The 14487-nt window shown below is 70.2% G+C and carries 13 protein-coding genes; 7 read left to right on the top strand and 6 right to left on the bottom strand.

The annotated features are described in order from the left end of the window. Positions 1-53 precede the first annotated feature (53 nt). Both hemW and IU476_RS12425 read right to left on the bottom strand, forming a co-directional pair. Positions 54-1250: a radical SAM family heme chaperone HemW gene (hemW, locus tag IU476_RS12430; RefSeq protein ID WP_195099630.1), complete on the bottom strand. Its 1197-nt coding sequence runs from the start codon at positions 1248-1250 to the stop codon at positions 54-56. A 65-nt stretch (positions 1251-1315) separates the two neighbouring features. Then, positions 1316-1885, bottom strand: a complete 570-nt coding sequence (locus IU476_RS12425) for a TetR/AcrR family transcriptional regulator (protein ID WP_195099628.1) — start codon at positions 1883-1885, stop codon at positions 1316-1318. Positions 1886-2022: 137 nt separating this feature from the next. Between IU476_RS12425 and IU476_RS12420 the strand changes: the two genes are divergently transcribed. Then, a complete protein-coding gene (locus IU476_RS12420) occupies positions 2023-2595 on the top strand; it encodes a hypothetical protein (protein ID WP_195099627.1) in 573 nt (190 codons plus the stop codon). Here the strand turns inward: IU476_RS12420 and IU476_RS12415 are convergent. After that, positions 2579-3040, bottom strand: coding sequence for a DUF8821 family protein (locus IU476_RS12415; protein WP_195099626.1), 462 nt, complete (start codon positions 3038-3040; stop codon positions 2579-2581). The two genes, IU476_RS12420 and IU476_RS12415, sit on opposite strands and share 17 nt — an antisense overlap. A 512-nt stretch (positions 3041-3552) precedes the next feature. On the opposite strand from IU476_RS12415, the gene IU476_RS12410 reads away from it, so the two are divergent. The 5 genes from IU476_RS12410 (at position 3553) to IU476_RS12390 (ending at position 9257) form a co-directional block, all read left to right on the top strand. Then, the gene (locus tag IU476_RS12410; protein ID WP_228823486.1) at positions 3553-5355 is read left to right on the top strand and encodes a nitrite/sulfite reductase; all 1803 of its coding nucleotides are present in this window, start codon (positions 3553-3555) and stop codon (positions 5353-5355) included. 15 nt (positions 5356-5370) lie between these two features. Then, entirely contained in the window at positions 5371-6087 is a 717-nt protein-coding gene (locus IU476_RS12405) for a phosphoadenylyl-sulfate reductase (RefSeq protein WP_195099625.1), read from the top strand. Beyond that, complete coding sequence (cysD, locus tag IU476_RS12400) at positions 6066-6995, top strand: sulfate adenylyltransferase subunit CysD (protein ID WP_195099624.1); 930 nt, start codon at positions 6066-6068, stop codon at positions 6993-6995. The genes IU476_RS12405 and cysD overlap by 22 nt, the downstream gene beginning before the upstream one ends. Further along, positions 6995-8296, top strand: a complete 1302-nt coding sequence (locus IU476_RS12395; protein ID WP_195099623.1) for a sulfate adenylyltransferase subunit 1 — start codon at positions 6995-6997, stop codon at positions 8294-8296. Before cysD ends, IU476_RS12395 begins: the two co-directional genes overlap by 1 nt. Positions 8297-8456: 160 nt before the next feature. After that, positions 8457-9257 (top strand): sirohydrochlorin chelatase, encoded by an 801-nt coding sequence (locus IU476_RS12390; protein WP_195099894.1) that lies wholly within the window; start codon positions 8457-8459, stop codon positions 9255-9257. A gap of 150 nt (positions 9258-9407) precedes the next feature. Here the strand turns inward: IU476_RS12390 and IU476_RS12385 are convergent, their stop codons facing one another. Both IU476_RS12385 and IU476_RS12380 read right to left on the bottom strand, forming a co-directional pair. Then, the gene (locus IU476_RS12385) at positions 9408-10205 is read right to left on the bottom strand and encodes an HAD family hydrolase (protein WP_324194031.1); all 798 of its coding nucleotides are present in this window, start codon (positions 10203-10205) and stop codon (positions 9408-9410) included. A 50-nt stretch (positions 10206-10255) separates the two neighbouring features. Beyond that, positions 10256-10960, bottom strand: coding sequence for a TIGR00266 family protein (locus tag IU476_RS12380; RefSeq protein WP_195099621.1), 705 nt, complete (start codon positions 10958-10960; stop codon positions 10256-10258). 146 nt (positions 10961-11106) lie between these two features. Here IU476_RS12380 and IU476_RS12375 point away from each other — a divergent pair, with 146 nt between their 5' ends. Further along, positions 11107-11868, top strand: a complete 762-nt coding sequence (locus IU476_RS12375; RefSeq protein ID WP_195099620.1) for a glucose 1-dehydrogenase — start codon at positions 11107-11109, stop codon at positions 11866-11868. A 141-nt stretch (positions 11869-12009) separates the two neighbouring features. Here the strand turns inward: IU476_RS12375 and IU476_RS12370 are convergent, their stop codons facing one another. Then, complete coding sequence (locus tag IU476_RS12370; RefSeq protein WP_195099618.1) at positions 12010-14295, bottom strand: Hsp70 family protein; 2286 nt, start codon at positions 14293-14295, stop codon at positions 12010-12012. Positions 14296-14487: the final 192 nt, after the last annotated feature.

Below are 14487 nucleotides of genomic sequence, written 5' to 3'. Positions count from 1 at the left end.
GGTGAGGAGGTCGCGATCATCGCCGCTGCGGCCGGGAGGCAGGACCGGTGCGGTCAGGTGAGGAGGGCGCGGACGACGGCGTCGGCGAGTAGGCGGCCGCGGGGGGTGAGGGTCAGGTGGTTGTCGTCGAGGCGGGCCAGGCCGTCGGTGATGATGCGGGTGGCGGTGGTGCGGGCGGGTGGGGTGAGGGCAGTGAGGGGGAGGCCGGTGCGTAAGCGGACAGTGAGCATGACTCGTTCGGTGTACTGCTCCTCCGGGGTCAGCTGTTCCCAGCCGGCGGCGGGGAGGCCGCCGTGGGTGACGCGGTCGGCGTAGCGGGCCGGGTGCTTCACGTTCCACCAGCGGACGCCGCCGAGGTGGCTGTGCGCGCCCGGGCCCGCGCCGAGCCAGTCGCCGCCGTCCCAATAGCCGAGGTTGTGTCGGCAGCGGGCGGAATCCGTTGCGGCCCAATTGGATACCTCGTACCAGGTGAGTCCGGCGGCGGCGAGGCGGGCGTCGATGCGTTCGTAGCGGGCGGCGAGGACGTCGTCGTCGGGGGCGGGGAGTTCGCCGCGCCGGACCTTGCGGGCCATGGCGGTCCCGTCCTCGACGATCAGCGAATAGGCCGAGACGTGGTCGACCCCGGCGGCCAGTACCGCGTCCAGGCTGGCATCGAGATCGGCGTCGGTTTCCCCGGGGGTGCCGTAGATGAGATCGAGATTGACGTGGTCGAACCCGGCCGCCCGAGCCTCGCGCGCGGCCGCCACCGCGCGCCCCGGGGTGTGCGTCCGGTCGAGCACCCGCAGCACATGCTCGGCCGCCGACTGCATGCCGAGCGACACCCGCGTGTACCCCGCCTCCCGCAGGCGCTCGAAGAACCGCGGCGAGGTCGATTCCGGATTCGACTCGGTGGTCACCTCGGCATCGGCGGCCAGCGTGAAGTTCGCGCGAACCGCGTCCAGCACCTCCGCCAGCCCGTCGCCACCGAGCAGCGAGGGCGTCCCGCCGCCCACGAACACCGTCGAGACCGCCGGCTGCGCACTCGGCAGCGCACCGAACAACTCTGCGGCACTAGCCAATTCGCCCCGCAACGCCGGCAGCCACGACTGCGGCGACGCCGAGGTCCCCAACTCCCCCGCCGTATAGGTGTTGAAGTCGCAGTACCCACACCGCGTCGCACAGAACGGCACATGGATGTAGATGCCGAACGGCCCGCCACCGAAATCCCGCAGCACGGGTTCGGTAGCGGAGAGGTCAGCCGTCGAAGTCACCTCTCCAGTCTGCCGAGGCGCGAAGTGTGAGCTGCACCCGGTCTTCGACTCCGGCCCGCTACGCCTCAGTCGATCCGGACGAGGGCGCGGCAGCTGCGCAGGAACGACTCGGCGAGGGTCGCGCGGTCGTCCAGATACCCGCCGACCATCGCGCCGTCGCGGATGAGCATGAGGTCGGCCGCGACCGCGTGCGGGTCCGGCAGTCCGAGCGGCGCGACGAGTTCCGCGAAGGCCGCCTCGCACCACGCGCGATGCTCGGCGACCGCCTGCCGGACGCTGCTGTCCGGGTCCGGGTACTCGGCAGCCGCGTTGATGAACGGGCAGCCCCGGAACCCGGGCGCGCACGCCAGCTCGCCGACCGCCGCGGCGATGAGCTGGAAGGCCCGATCCGCGTCGCCTTCCGCGTGCCGGATCGCCGCGGTGATGCCGTCCCGCTCGAGCCGGGCGCGCCGCTCCAGATGCGCGACGATGAGGTCGTCTTTGCTCTTGAAGTGCCGGTAGAACGTCACTTTCGTGGTGGCCGCGCGTTCGATGACCTTGTCGACGCTGACCGCGCGCAGCCCGTCGGCATAGAACAGCTCGGTCGCCGCGTCGATCAATCGTTCCCGCATCGACGCCTTCACGGCCCCGATCATAAGCGCTCCTCTCGCCGCTCTTGCGTCCCGCTCGACCCTGCCTCTACTCTCGGTAGAGTTACTAGTCATTCTACCTACGGATCGGACGCGCCGAGAGCCGCGCGACCACACCGTGAAGACGACAGATCGGACCACCCATGACCCTCACCACCGACCCGCGCCCGGCATCGATCACGACGGCGCTGCGCAATCTCTACCTCGTCAGATTCGGATTCGCGGTGGTGTGGGCCGCCCTGCTCGCGGCCACCGCGTCATCGATCGGCCCCGTCAGCGCCACGCTGCTGGTGCTCTACCCCGCATTCGACCTCGCCGCCGCGATCGTCGACCATCGCAATTCCCGTGCGACGTCCCCCGCACCCTTGCTCTACGTCAACATGGGCCTCAGCCTGCTCGCCGCCGTCGGCCTCGCGGTCGCGGCCGGCTCCGGCGTGCGCGCGGTGCTGATCGTGTGGGGCGCGTGGGCGATCACCGCGGGCGCGGTGCAGCTGATCGTCGGCAGCGCCCGCCGAGCCCTCGGCGGTCAGTGGCCGATGATCCTCAGCGGCGGCATCTCCGTCCTCGCCGGCGCCGGTTTCATCCTGCAATCCGGCGGGTCGTCCGCCTCACTCGGCAGTCTGGCCGGGTACGCGACACTCGGCGGCGTGTTCTTCCTGATTTCGGCAATTCGCCTGCACCGCAAGACAACCGGTGCGGTCAGTACCGATTCTTGATGACGAAGTAGGAACCGCGAATGGTCCCCGCCAGCTTCGACTTCTGCCGCGCGAACTTGAACGAGGCGAGTTCGGCGGGGACCTCCATCCCGTCGGAGAGCTTGAACCCGACGGCCCGCTTGCCCGAGTCGTCGAGCGCGTACATCACATTGATCGCCAGCCCGTCCTCGTAGAAGACGTAGTCGAAGCGAATGCCCGCCACCTCGAAGGCCGTGGCCTCCAGTGGCCGCGCCGCGATGACGATGTCGCGTTCCTTGCGGAGAATCAGGCTCACCCGGTCGACGATCGACGCGGCCTGGTCGGCGGGCTCGGTCGTGAAGACGTGGTCGTACTTGTTCTTGAAGTACCGGGCCTCGTTCGCCCGCAGCCCGGCCAGTGCCTCCGCCACGGGAGACGATTCCAGCCCGGCGGTCGATACGTTCTCGAAGTCCACAGTGTGGGGCATGACGACTCCCTCGGCGGTGTGTTCACTTCCCGGACCAGCGAGTTTATCGAACCCCGGCGTTCCGGCAGGCGGTGCGCGCCCAGCGCCCGTCCGCCTCGTCGCTCATCACGGGCAGCGCCGAGCCCTCTCGCGCCTCGTCGAGGTACGGCCAGCGAATCATCGAGACCGGTTCGGCCGGAAGGTTTATGACCGATCTCACAAATTCGATCAGTCGTCCAGGGAATTTCCCTCGAAATTGCGGAAAATATGGGTGGGCGGTCGGAACGACCCTGCTGACATGGCACAATAGGCTCCATGACTGGGCTTGGAGTGCGATTGGTGGCGCGTCGCCACGTCGACTACAAGCGTGTCTGCAGTGCCCGCTGTCTGCCGGATCGCCTCCGGTAGAGCGGCCTTTTCCGACTCCGGCGTCCTCGTCTCGACGCCCGATTTTCCGGCCGCCCGAATACCGAAGGCGTGAGCCAGCCCCTCCCGCCTGCCGCAAGGCCTGATCCACCCGCAGGAGCGACCCCATGACGTCGAGCACCGACGCCGGTCCCACCCCCGAATCCACCCGCTCCGAGCGCGAGCAGGAAATCGCGCGCGAGCGTGCCGCCGCCGCACGCGAGCGCCGCGCCCGCCCGCGCCCGCAGTCCTCCGGTCCGCGCGAGCGCACCGGCAAGCCGCTGCGCCGCAAGTCCGAGGGCCAGTGGGCGCTCGGCTACCGCGAGCCGCTGAACCCGAACGAGCAGAGCAAGAAGGACGACAACCCGCTCAACGTCCGCGCCCGCATCGAGAACATCTACGCCCACGGCGGTTTCGACTCGATCGACAAGAGCGACCTGCGCGGCCGCTTCCGCTGGTGGGGCCTCTACACCCAGCGCGAGCAGGGCTACGACGGCACCTGGACCGGCGACGAGAACATCGACCTGCTCGAGGCGAAGTACTTCATGATGCGAGTGCGCTGCGACGGCGGCGCGCTGAACGTCGAGCAGCTGCGCACCCTCGGCGGCATCTCCACCGAGTTCGCCCGCGACACCGCCGACCTGTCCGATCGCGAGAACCTCCAGTACCACTGGATCGAGATCGAGAACGTCCCGGAGATCTGGCGGCGGCTCGACGCGGTCGGCCTGCAGACCACCGAGGCCTGCGGCGACTGCCCCCGCGTGGTGCTCGGTTCCCCGCTCGCCGGTGAGTCGCTCGACGAGGTCATCGACGCCTCGCCCGCGATCGAGGAGATCGTGCGCCGCTACATCGGCAAGAAGGAGTACTCGAACCTCCCGCGCAAGTTCAAGACCGCGATCTCGGGCCAGCAGGACGTGGTGCACGAGATCAACGACGTCGCCTTCATCGGCGTGGAGCACCCCGAACACGGCCCCGGCCTGGACCTGTGGGTCGGCGGCGGGCTGTCCACCAACCCGATGCTGGCCCAGCGCGTCGGCGCGTGGGTGCCGCTGGACGAGGTGCCCGAGGTCTGGGAGGGCGTGGTCGCGCTGTTCCGCGACTACGGCTACCGCCGCCTGCGCACCAAGGCCCGGCTGAAGTTCCTGATCAAGGACTGGGGCATCGAGAAGTTCCGCCAGGTGCTCGAGGACGAGTACCTGAAGCGCAAGCTGATCGACGGCCCCGCCCCGCAGCAGCCCACCCGCCCGATCGACCACGTCGGCGTGCAGAAGCTGCGCAACGGGCTCAACGCGGTCGGGTTCTCCCCGATCGCCGGTCGCGTCACCGGCAGCATTCTCACCCAGGTCGCCGACGCCGTGGCGCGGGTCGGCTCCGACCGCATCCGCTTCACCCCGTACCAGAAGCTGATCGTGCTCGACGTGCCCGACGACCAGGTCGACCGGCTGATCGACGAGCTGGAACCCCTCGGCCTGCACGCCCGTCCGTCGATGTGGCGGCGAAACCTGCTGGCGTGCAGCGGCATCGAGTTCTGCAAGCTGTCGTTCGTGGAGACGCGCAAGCGTTCGCAGGTGCTCGCGCCCGAACTCGAGCAGCGCCTCGCCGACATCAACGCGCAGCTCGACGTGCCGATCACCATCAACATCAACGGCTGCCCCAACTCCTGCGGCCGTTCCCAGATCGCGGACATCGGCTTCAAGGGCCAGCTCGTCGACGACGGCGACGGGAATCAGGTGGAGGGCTTCCAGGTTCACCTCGGAGGCAGCCTCGGGTTCGACAGCGCCTTCGGGCGCAAGCTGCGTCAGCACAAGGTGACCAGCGCCGAACTCGGCGACTACATCGAGCGCGTGGTGCGCAATTTCGTCAAGAACCGCAACGACGGTGAGCGGTTCGCGCAGTGGGCTGTCCGCGCCGACGACGCCGACCTTCGGTAACGGGAGATTTCAAGCATGGCAACCACTTTGGAGAAGCTCTCCGAGAACGAACTGCGCCGGATCGCGGAAGACGGTGCGGCACAGCTGGGTCCGGACGCCACCGCGGCGGAGCTGCTGCGCTGGACCGACGAGACCTTCGGCCCCGGCTACATCGTCGCCTCGAACATGCAGGACGCGGTGCTGGTGCACCTGGCCGCGCAGCAGCGCGCGGGCGTGGACGTCCTGTTCCTCGACACCGGCTACCACTTCGCCGAGACCATCGGCACCCGGGACGCGGTCGAGACCGTGTACGGCGTGAACATCGTCAACGTGCGGCCGGAACACACTGTGGCCGAACAGGATCGGCTGCTGGGCAAGGACCTGTTCGCGCGTGACGCGGGCGAGTGCTGCCGGCTGCGCAAAGTGGTGCCGCTGAAGAAGTCGCTGTCCGGCTACAACGCCTGGGTCACCGGCATTCGCCGCGTGGAGGCGCCCACCCGCGCCAACGCGCCCCTGATCTCCTTCGACGAGGGCTTCGGCCTGGTGAAGATCAACCCGATCGCCGCCTGGTCCGACGACGAGATGGCCGCCTATATCGACGAACACGGCATTCTCGTCAATCCCCTTGTCGAGGAGGGATATCCGTCCATCGGTTGCGCTCCGTGCACGCGGAAGCCGGAACCGGGATCCGATCCGCGAAGCGGCCGCTGGGCCGGCCTCGCCAAGACCGAATGCGGGTTGCACGCGTCATGACCACTGCCACCGACACACGATTCGACACCCTGGCCGCACTCGAGAGCGAGTCCATCCACATCTTCCGCGAGGTCGCGGGCGAGTTCGAGCGGCCGGTGATCCTGTTCTCCGGCGGCAAGGACTCCACCGTCCTGCTGCACCTGGCGCTCAAGGCGTTCTGGCCCGCGCCGCTGCCGTTCGCGCTGCTGCACGTGGACACCGGGCACAACCTGCCGGAGGTGCTGGAGTTCCGCGACCGCGTCGTCGAGAAGTACGGCCTGCGACTGCATGTCGCGTCGGTCGAGCAGTATCTCGCCGACGGGCGGCTGACCGAGCGCGCCGACGGCATCCGCAACCCGCTGCAGACCGTCCCGCTGCTGGACGCCATCGCCGACAACCGATTCGACGCGGTCTTCGGCGGCGGCCGCCGCGACGAGGAGCGCTCGCGCGCCAAGGAGCGCATCTTCTCGCTGCGCGACGCGTTCGGCCGCTGGGATCCCAAGCGCCAGCGCCCCGAGCTGTGGAACCTGTACAACGGCCGGCACGCGCCGGGCGAGCACGTGCGGGTGTTCCCGCTGAGCAACTGGACCGAACTCGACATCTGGCGCTACATCGCGCGCGAGAACGTCGAACTCGCGACCATCTACTACGCCCACGAGCGCCCGGTCTACCAGCGCGACGGCATGTGGATGACGCCCGGCTCGTGGGGCGGCCCCGCCGAGGGCGAGGAGCTGGTGGTGAAGTCGGTGCGCTACCGCACCGTCGGCGACGGATCCACCACGGGCGCAATACTTTCGACCGCCGCGACCAACGAGGACATCCTCGCCGAGGTCGCCGCGTCGAGGCTCACCGAGCGCGGCGCCACCCGGGGCGACGACCGCGTCTCGGAGGCCGCGATGGAAGACCGCAAGCGAGAGGGTTATTTCTGATGTCCGACCTGTTACGACTGGCCACCGCCGGCAGTGTCGACGACGGCAAGTCCACACTGGTCGGACGCCTGCTCTACGACACCAAATCCGTGCTGGCGGACCAGATCGACGCCGTCACCCGCGCGTCGGTCGACAAGGGCCTGGCCACGCCGGACCTGTCGCTGCTCGTCGACGGGCTGCGCGCCGAGCGGGAGCAGGGCATCACGATCGATGTCGCGTATCGCTACTTCGCCACGCCGCGGCGGACTTTCGTGCTCGCCGACACCCCCGGCCACGTGCAGTACACCCGCAACACGGTGTCCGGCGCGTCGACCGCGCAACTGGTGATCCTGCTGGTGGACGCGCGCAAGGGCGTGATCGAGCAGACCCGCCGGCACGCCGCGGTGATGGCGCTGCTGGGCGTGCCCAAGCTAGTCCTCGCGGTGAACAAGATCGACCTGGTCGACGACGCGGCGGGCGTGTTCGACAAGATCTCGGCCGAATTCAACGCGCTCACCACGAAACTCGGCTGGGCGCCGGAGGACGTGGTGGAGATCCCGGTGTCGGCGCTGCACGGCGACAATGTCGCCTCCCGCTCGGAGAAGACCCCGTTCTACGACGGGCCCTCGCTCATCGAGCATCTGGAGTCGGTGCCGGTCGACGCCGACAGCTCCGGCAAACACCAAGTGGGACTGCGCTTTCCGGTGCAGTACGTGATCCGGCCGCGCACCGCCGAGTACCCGGACTACCGCGGGTACGCCGGGCAGGTCGCGGCGGGCGTGGTGTCGAAGGGCGACGAGGTGGTGGTGCTGCCGTCCGGCATCCGCACCACGGTCGAGCGCATCGACACCCCCGACGGCGAGCTGGCGACCGCGCAGCCGGGGCACAGCGTCACGCTGGTGCTGACCGACGACGTCGACATCTCCCGCGGCGACACCATCGCCGCGGCGATCGACGCGCCCGAACCGATCGACTCGTTCGACGCGACGGTCTGCTGGCTCGGCGACAAGCCGCTGCGCCCGGGCGCCCGCCTGCTCCTCAAGCACGGCACCCGCACCACCCAGGCCATCGTGGGCGCGCTCCTGGAGCGCTTCGACGAGCAGAACCTGGCCGCCGACCCCGACCCGGAATCCTTGGCGCTCAACGATATCGGCCGCATCTCCGTGCGCGTCGCCGACCCCGTCGTGGCCGACGACTACCGCGTCAACCGCCACACCGGCAGCTTCCTGCTCATCGACCCCGCCGGCGGCAACACCGTCGCCGCCGGCCTGGTCGGCGACGTGCTGACAGCCGTCGAGGTCGGCACGGAGTCCGAGGTCTGAGGTGAATCCGGCACCGGGGCGCGGGGACGCCGCCGAGCGACCGTTGCCCGCCGAGACCTCCGGTGTGCGCGGGCCGCTCGGAGAGCCGCGCACACCGACGCTGGGCTCGGGATCGGTCCACGGTGCGCCGGAAATCGGTCCGCGGCGAACGGGATCCGGGCTGCCCGCACTGATCGCGGTGGCGCACGGGAGCCGGGATCCGCGGTCGGCCGCGACGATGTCGGCGGTGGTGGCGGAGCTGAGTGTGCGGCGGCCGGATCTGGATGTGCGGCTGGCGTTCCTAGATCTGAATACGCCATCGGTGGAGCAGGTGGTGGACGCCGTTGCGGCGCAGGGGCACAGCGCGGCGGTGGTGGTTCCGCTGTTGCTGGGCAGGGCCTTTCACGCGCGGGTGGACCTGCCCGGCCTGCTCGCCGCGGCACGAGCGCGGCACCCGCGCCTGCGACTGACCCAGGCCGACGTGCTGGGCGCGGACCCGCGCCTGGTCACCGCCCTGCGCGAGCGGGTCCTGGCCGCGGGCGGCGATCCGGCGGACGAGGGCACCGGTGTCGCGATCGCGGCCGTGGGTTCCTCCTCGCCGGAGGCCAACCGCCGCACCGAGCGGCTCGGCGGCCTGCTGTCCGCCGGCACCGCCTGGCACACCGAGGTCTGCTTCGCCACCACCGAACCCTCCCTCCCCCAAGCCGTTTCGCGGCTTCGCGCCCGAGGCTGCCATCGAATCCTGGTGGCCCCCTGGTTCCTGGCCCCGGGCCTGCTCACCGACCGCCTCCGCAAAGCCGCTCCCAGCGGGTTCATCAGCCACACCGGCACGGACGCGATGACCGACTTCACCCGCTCGGCCCACGTCGCGCCTGCCACGCTGGCCCACGCCGCGCCCATCGGCCCCCATCCCCTCCTCACCGAGGTCGTCCTGGCCCGCTACACCCAAGCCATCCCACCGGTGCTGGACCTCACCGCTTGACCGGCACACCCAGCCGGGTCCAGCGCGCGTAGCGCATCCAACCGGCCGGAGCGCACCCGACACGCCTGGCAGGGCACGCCCCGGCAGGACGGGACACACGCCCACCTGATCGGCTGGGCGCGGCCTATTCCCCGCAGACCAGGTGAAAGGTCAGTTGCGGAACCAGCGTTCGAGGATGAGGGCTACGCCGTCTTCGCGGACGTCGGCGGTGATCTCGTCGGCGAGAGAGAGGATGGGCGGGACGGCGTTGCCCATGGCGACCGAATGGCCTGCCCAGGTGAGCATTTCGCGGTCGTTGTAGCCGTCGCCGATGGCGAGGGTGGCGGCGTGGGAGACGCCGAGTTCCCGGCGTAGGTGTTCCAAGGCCCAGCCTTTCGACACGCCTTGCTTGGAGGCGACCAGCCAGGGCTCGTGCTCACCGTGGACCCAGCCGGCGCCGGGCAGGCTCTGCTCGGCCATCACCGCCACCATGTCGGCGAGGGTGCCGCCGGGCCACCAGCCGTTGAGCCGGGTGGTGGGTTCGGAACTCAGGTCGTGGTCCTGGACGAAGCGGAACTCGCCCAGCCGGAAGCTGCCGGGATAGTAGCCGGTGGTCCACGTCCCGATACCGACCTTCTCCACCGAGAGCACCATATCGGGGAACAGCGAGCGCAGCACGCCCACCGCGGGCTCGGGATCGAAGGTGTGCAGCGACAGCGGCTGCCAATTCGAGATGTCCACGTGCACAGCGCCGTTCGAACACAACGCGCGCCCTTCGTCGAGACCTAACTCCTCCAGCACCAGCCGGGTGGCCAGCAGGGTGCGGCCGGTGGTGACGACGACATGGGCTCCGGCCGCGGCCGCCGCCCGCACGGCGTCACGCACGCGCGGGGTGATCGACTCACCGGTACTCAGCAGCGTGCCGTCCACATCGAGGGCGATCAGCTGCGGAATCTCTGCTGTGTCCACCGGCCCATTGTGGCCGACCGTGAAAATGCACGTGCATCCGCGCCGGAACGTCACTGCCGGTCGGTACGCTCCGGCGGCGCCAGGTAGGGCGCGATGGCCTGGGCGAGATTGCTCATCGTCAACGACTGCAACCACACTCGGCCCGGCCCGGTGAGCGCGGCGAGGAACAGGCCGTCACCGCCGAACAGGATGTTGCGGATGCCGCGCAGGATGGTGATGTCGAAATCGACTGTGGCATCGAACATTCCGATGTGGCCGGGGTGCACCCGCAAGGTCTGTCCCGGCGCGAGGTCGTACTGCACGACCTCGCCGGAGAGTTCCACCCAGGCCTGTCCCGTGCCGCCGACGCGTTGCAGCGTGAACCCGGCGCCGCCGAAGATCCCCGCGCCCAGCCGCCGCTGAAAGCTCAGTGCCACCCGCACATCGCCGGTGGCGCAGAGGAATCCGTGCCGGTGCACCAGATACTCCACGTCCGGCCGCACCGGCACGGGCACGATCCGGCCGGGCAGTTTCGTCGCGAACGCCACGGTTCCGGGGTGGCGGCTGACCGTGTACTCGGTCATGAACCAGCCAGCCCCGGCGAACGCGCGCTTCACCGCCCCGAACATGCCGCCCGTCATGACCCGCGACGAGGTGTGCAGCCGCACCGACTCGCTCATCCAGGACAACTGGCCGGACTCGGCGACGACCCGGTCGCCCGGGTCCAGGGTGACCTCGAGCACCGGCATGACGGTCCCGATGATTCTGGCGTCCATTCTCTCCAGTGTGCGCGCGGGACATCGGCCGACAATACATGACATATCAACTCGATGTCCGGTTTCCGCCAGCTTCGGCGCACCGGCGTTGGTTGACTGAGTTCTGTCAGCGAAACGCCAAGAAGCGCAAAGGAAGTGAATCGACGATGGAACAGCGATTCGAGTCGAAGGTCGTGTTGGTGACCGGGGCGACCTCCGGTGTCGGGGCGGCGGTGGCGCGCCGGGTGGCGGCCGAGGGCGGCGCGGTGGTGCTGGGCGCGCGCGGCAAGGAGTCCGGTGACCGGATGGCCGAGGAGATCCGGTCCGCCGGGGGCCGTGCGGTTTTCGTTCCCACCGACGTCACCGTCGCCGACGACGTGGCCCGGTTGACGCAGACCGCGCTCGACGAATTCGGCAGGCTGGACGCGGCATTCAACAACGCGGGCGCGGTGAGCGCCTTCGGGCCGATCCAGGACATCGACGAGGCGGGCTGGCGCGCTGACCTCGAGCTGAACCTCACCGGCGTGTATTACGGCCTGCGCCACCAGGTTCCGGCCATCCTCGGCTCCGGCGGCGGCGCGATCCTCAACAACGCGTCGAATCTCGGCGTGGTGGGCATGGGCTCGGTGGCCCCGTACGTGGCCGCCAAGCACGGCGTGGTCGGGCTCACCCGGGCCGTCGCCTTGGAGACCGCCCAGCAGGGAGTCCGCGTGAACGCACTGGTATCCGGCGCGGTCGACACCCCGGCCTTCCGCTCCTCCATGGGCGCCACCCCCGAGGGCGAAGCCACCGTCGCCGCCCTCCACCCCCTCGGCCGCATCGCTCGCCCCGAGGAAATCGCCACTCTCTGCGCCTACCTCCTCAGCGACGAAGCATCCTTCGTCACGGGCGCGGCGGTAGCCATCGACGGCGGCTTCACAGCCCAGTAGCGCCTATCCCGCACCCGCTGGTTCCCTTCGTGCGGTGATCGCGCCGGAGCGCGCGGCGGCGCACCGCACGCGCCGCCACGGCCTGCTGCCCCCGACAGGGCCAGCACGGCGGTGGCCGATAGACACGGCAAGCCGGGCGCGTCAGCGGCGGGAGCCGCCGCCACCGCCGGAGGACCCGCCGTGTGAGCCGCCGCCGGATCCGCCCGAGGAGCCGCCGGAGCCCGACGCCCCCTTGGAGCCGCCCGCGTCGGCCTTCGAGGTTCCGCCAGAAGTGCCACCGCCGCTGGAGGTTCCGGCGGACGACGAGCCTCGTCCGGAAGAGGATGCGCCGGAGGAACCTCCGGAGCCGCCCGAGTGATCGCCCGCGGACGAAGCGCCGGAACCTCCCGAACCGCCGGCGCTTCCCGCGGTCGAGGAGTTGCCGCCGGAAGTGGTGCCGCCGGATGCGTTTCCGCCGGAACCGGAACCACCAGAGGCGCTTCCGCCAGAACCGGTACCACCAGAGGCGCTTCCGCCGGAACCGGCGCCACTAGAGGCGCTTCCGCCAGAACCGGTACCACCAGATGTGCTTCCGCCGGAAGCGGTGCCACTGGATGCGCTTGCGCCGGAATCGGTTCCGCTGCCTTGGGTGGACCCGCCGACGCCGGGACTTCCACCGGTACCGGTCCCGCCCGCACCGGCGCCTGTTCCGGAGCCCGCGCCCACAGCCGTGCCCGTACCTGCGCCTACACCCGTGCCCGTGCCGCCCACACCACCGGTGCTGGCACCACTCCCGGAACCCGTGCCACCGGCGGTGCCGGTCCCGGTTCCCGTGCCGCCGGTGCCCGGCCAGGCACTGACACCCCCGGAACCACCGGAGACTCCGCCTGCCGTCCCGGTCCCCGGGGAACCGCCGAGGCTCCCGGATATCGGTGTGCCGGAAGGGCTTCCGTCGGCCCAACCGGTGCCGGTGCCGGACGCACCGTCGGTCGGCCGAGACAGCGACCCGCCGGGTAGGCGCATCGACGGGGCGGGCCCGATGTCGGGGTTGGGTGAGGCCGTCCCGGAGGGGGACGAACCCCACGAGCCCGGGAGACTGACCGAGGGGATGCCGCCGACCGACGCGGCCGAGGTCGAGAACGGGAGGGGGTTGGTGAAGCGGGCCGGGTTGGCGTAGGTGGAGAGCGTTCGGCGGTCCACGGGATCGCAGTGGGTACCCGGCCCGTGGACGCGGACGGCGCGCTCCACCGCCGCCGCGGACCCGGCGACGGCGGCGACCGCTTGTCCCACAGCGATTTTGGGGCGCGCCAGGGACGACGGCGAGAGCAATCCGTCCGCGCCGGCCGGTAATCCGGGCGCGGACTCGAGGCTCTCGAACAGCCGCACATCACGGAACTGGCCGCGGGCGCCCTGCGCGGGACCGGCCAGGGCGGGCGCGAATTCCAGTGCGGGGCCGTCGGTTCCGATCGGCCCGCCGCCGAGCATGGAGGCCGCCGACATGGCCACCGCGGAGGCGACGGCCGCGCTGGAGATCACCGCGGCGCCTCGTGCGTACCGCCCCAGGTTGGTGCCCGGATCGGCCGCGCGGGCGGCGGCGAGCGCCGCGCCGACGGCCGCGGTGTGCGCCGGGTCCTGCGACATCACCACCGGCCGCCCGAGTTCGCTCAGCACCCGCGCCACCTCCGGCGGCCGGGCCGCGCCACCGACGAGCAGGACCCGGTCGATCTCGCCCAGCGTGAGCCCCGCCCCGTACACGCACTTGCGTACCAGGCGCAGGGAATTGCGCACCGTCCAGGTGCGTAATCGGCTGGTGTCGTCGACCGGGACCACCTTCGACACCGGCGTCGGCACGCCGGGAGCGAGGGCCCGCGCGTACCGGGCGAGCACGGTGCCCAGCGGGCGGCCACCGTACTCGTGGGAACGCACCGGTTTGCCGAGCACGCCACGCTTGTCGCGATCCCCCTCAGTGCGTACGACCGCGACATCGAGGGTGTTGCCCCCGAGGTCGTAGACCAGCGTGATGCCGTTCTCGGACACGCCGTGCTCGGCGTCGAGCCATTCCACCGCCGCGACCGCTTCCGGCATCAGCGTCACATCGGCGGCGCCCGCTTTCTCCAGCGCGTGCCGCAGCGGCGACAGCTGGCGCTCGGTATAACTCGCGGGATAGGTGGCGACGGGACCCGCGGCCGGCTCGTCGGCATCGAGCAGGCACGCGACCACCGCGGCCACCAGATCCGCCTGCGTCCAGATCCGGCCGCCCACGATGACCGGCTCCACGTGCCGCGTGAGATCGGCGAAATCCGTGACCACAGGGGCGAATCGGGGCAGCGACCCCATCCGCGGACCACCGGCGCTGTCGAAGGTGACGGCCGTGCGGCGCACACGCACGGCGGGCCGATCGCGCTCGCTGGCGACCGCCCACACGGAGTTCACTGTGCCGATGCTCATGCCGAAGCCAACAGTCATTGCTATCCCGTCAACGCACCGAGACCACGGCCTCACGTAAGCGAACCATGTGGTCGCGGTCGTTTACCAAACAGCGAACACAGGTTAGCTGGTACCTGTCGATTTCGAATACCGAATGCCCCGAAAAGGTTTCATACCCACCGGTCTAAGACACAAAATGCCTGATAGACCAGT

Origin of the sequence: Nocardia blacklockiae, assembly GCF_015477355.1 — a bacterium.
In the GTDB taxonomy this organism is placed as follows: domain Bacteria; phylum Actinomycetota; class Actinomycetes; order Mycobacteriales; family Mycobacteriaceae; genus Nocardia; species Nocardia blacklockiae.
The sequence above is the reverse complement of the archived record's forward strand: the minus strand, read 5'-3'. Positions and strand labels throughout refer to the sequence as shown.

Coding starts and splice junctions, on each gene's coding strand:
- IU476_RS12375 (WP_195099620.1), top strand. CDS start 11,107: ATGGAACAGCGATTCGAGTCGAAGGTCGTGTTGGTGACCGGGGCGACC.
- IU476_RS12425 (WP_195099628.1), bottom strand. CDS start 1,885: ATGATCGGGGCCGTGAAGGCGTCGATGCGGGAACGATTGATCGACGCG.
- IU476_RS12405 (WP_195099625.1), top strand. CDS start 5,371: ATGGCAACCACTTTGGAGAAGCTCTCCGAGAACGAACTGCGCCGGATC.
- IU476_RS12395 (WP_195099623.1), top strand. CDS start 6,995: ATGTCCGACCTGTTACGACTGGCCACCGCCGGCAGTGTCGACGACGGC.
- IU476_RS12420 (WP_195099627.1), top strand. CDS start 2,023: ATGACCCTCACCACCGACCCGCGCCCGGCATCGATCACGACGGCGCTG.
- IU476_RS12415 (WP_195099626.1), bottom strand. CDS start 3,040: ATGCCCCACACTGTGGACTTCGAGAACGTATCGACCGCCGGGCTGGAA.
- IU476_RS12380 (WP_195099621.1), bottom strand. CDS start 10,960: ATGGACGCCAGAATCATCGGGACCGTCATGCCGGTGCTCGAGGTCACC.
- IU476_RS12370 (WP_195099618.1), bottom strand. CDS start 14,295: ATGAGCATCGGCACAGTGAACTCCGTGTGGGCGGTCGCCAGCGAGCGC.
- IU476_RS12410 (WP_228823486.1), top strand. CDS start 3,553: ATGACGTCGAGCACCGACGCCGGTCCCACCCCCGAATCCACCCGCTCC.
- cysD (WP_195099624.1), top strand. CDS start 6,066: ATGCGGGTTGCACGCGTCATGACCACTGCCACCGACACACGATTCGAC.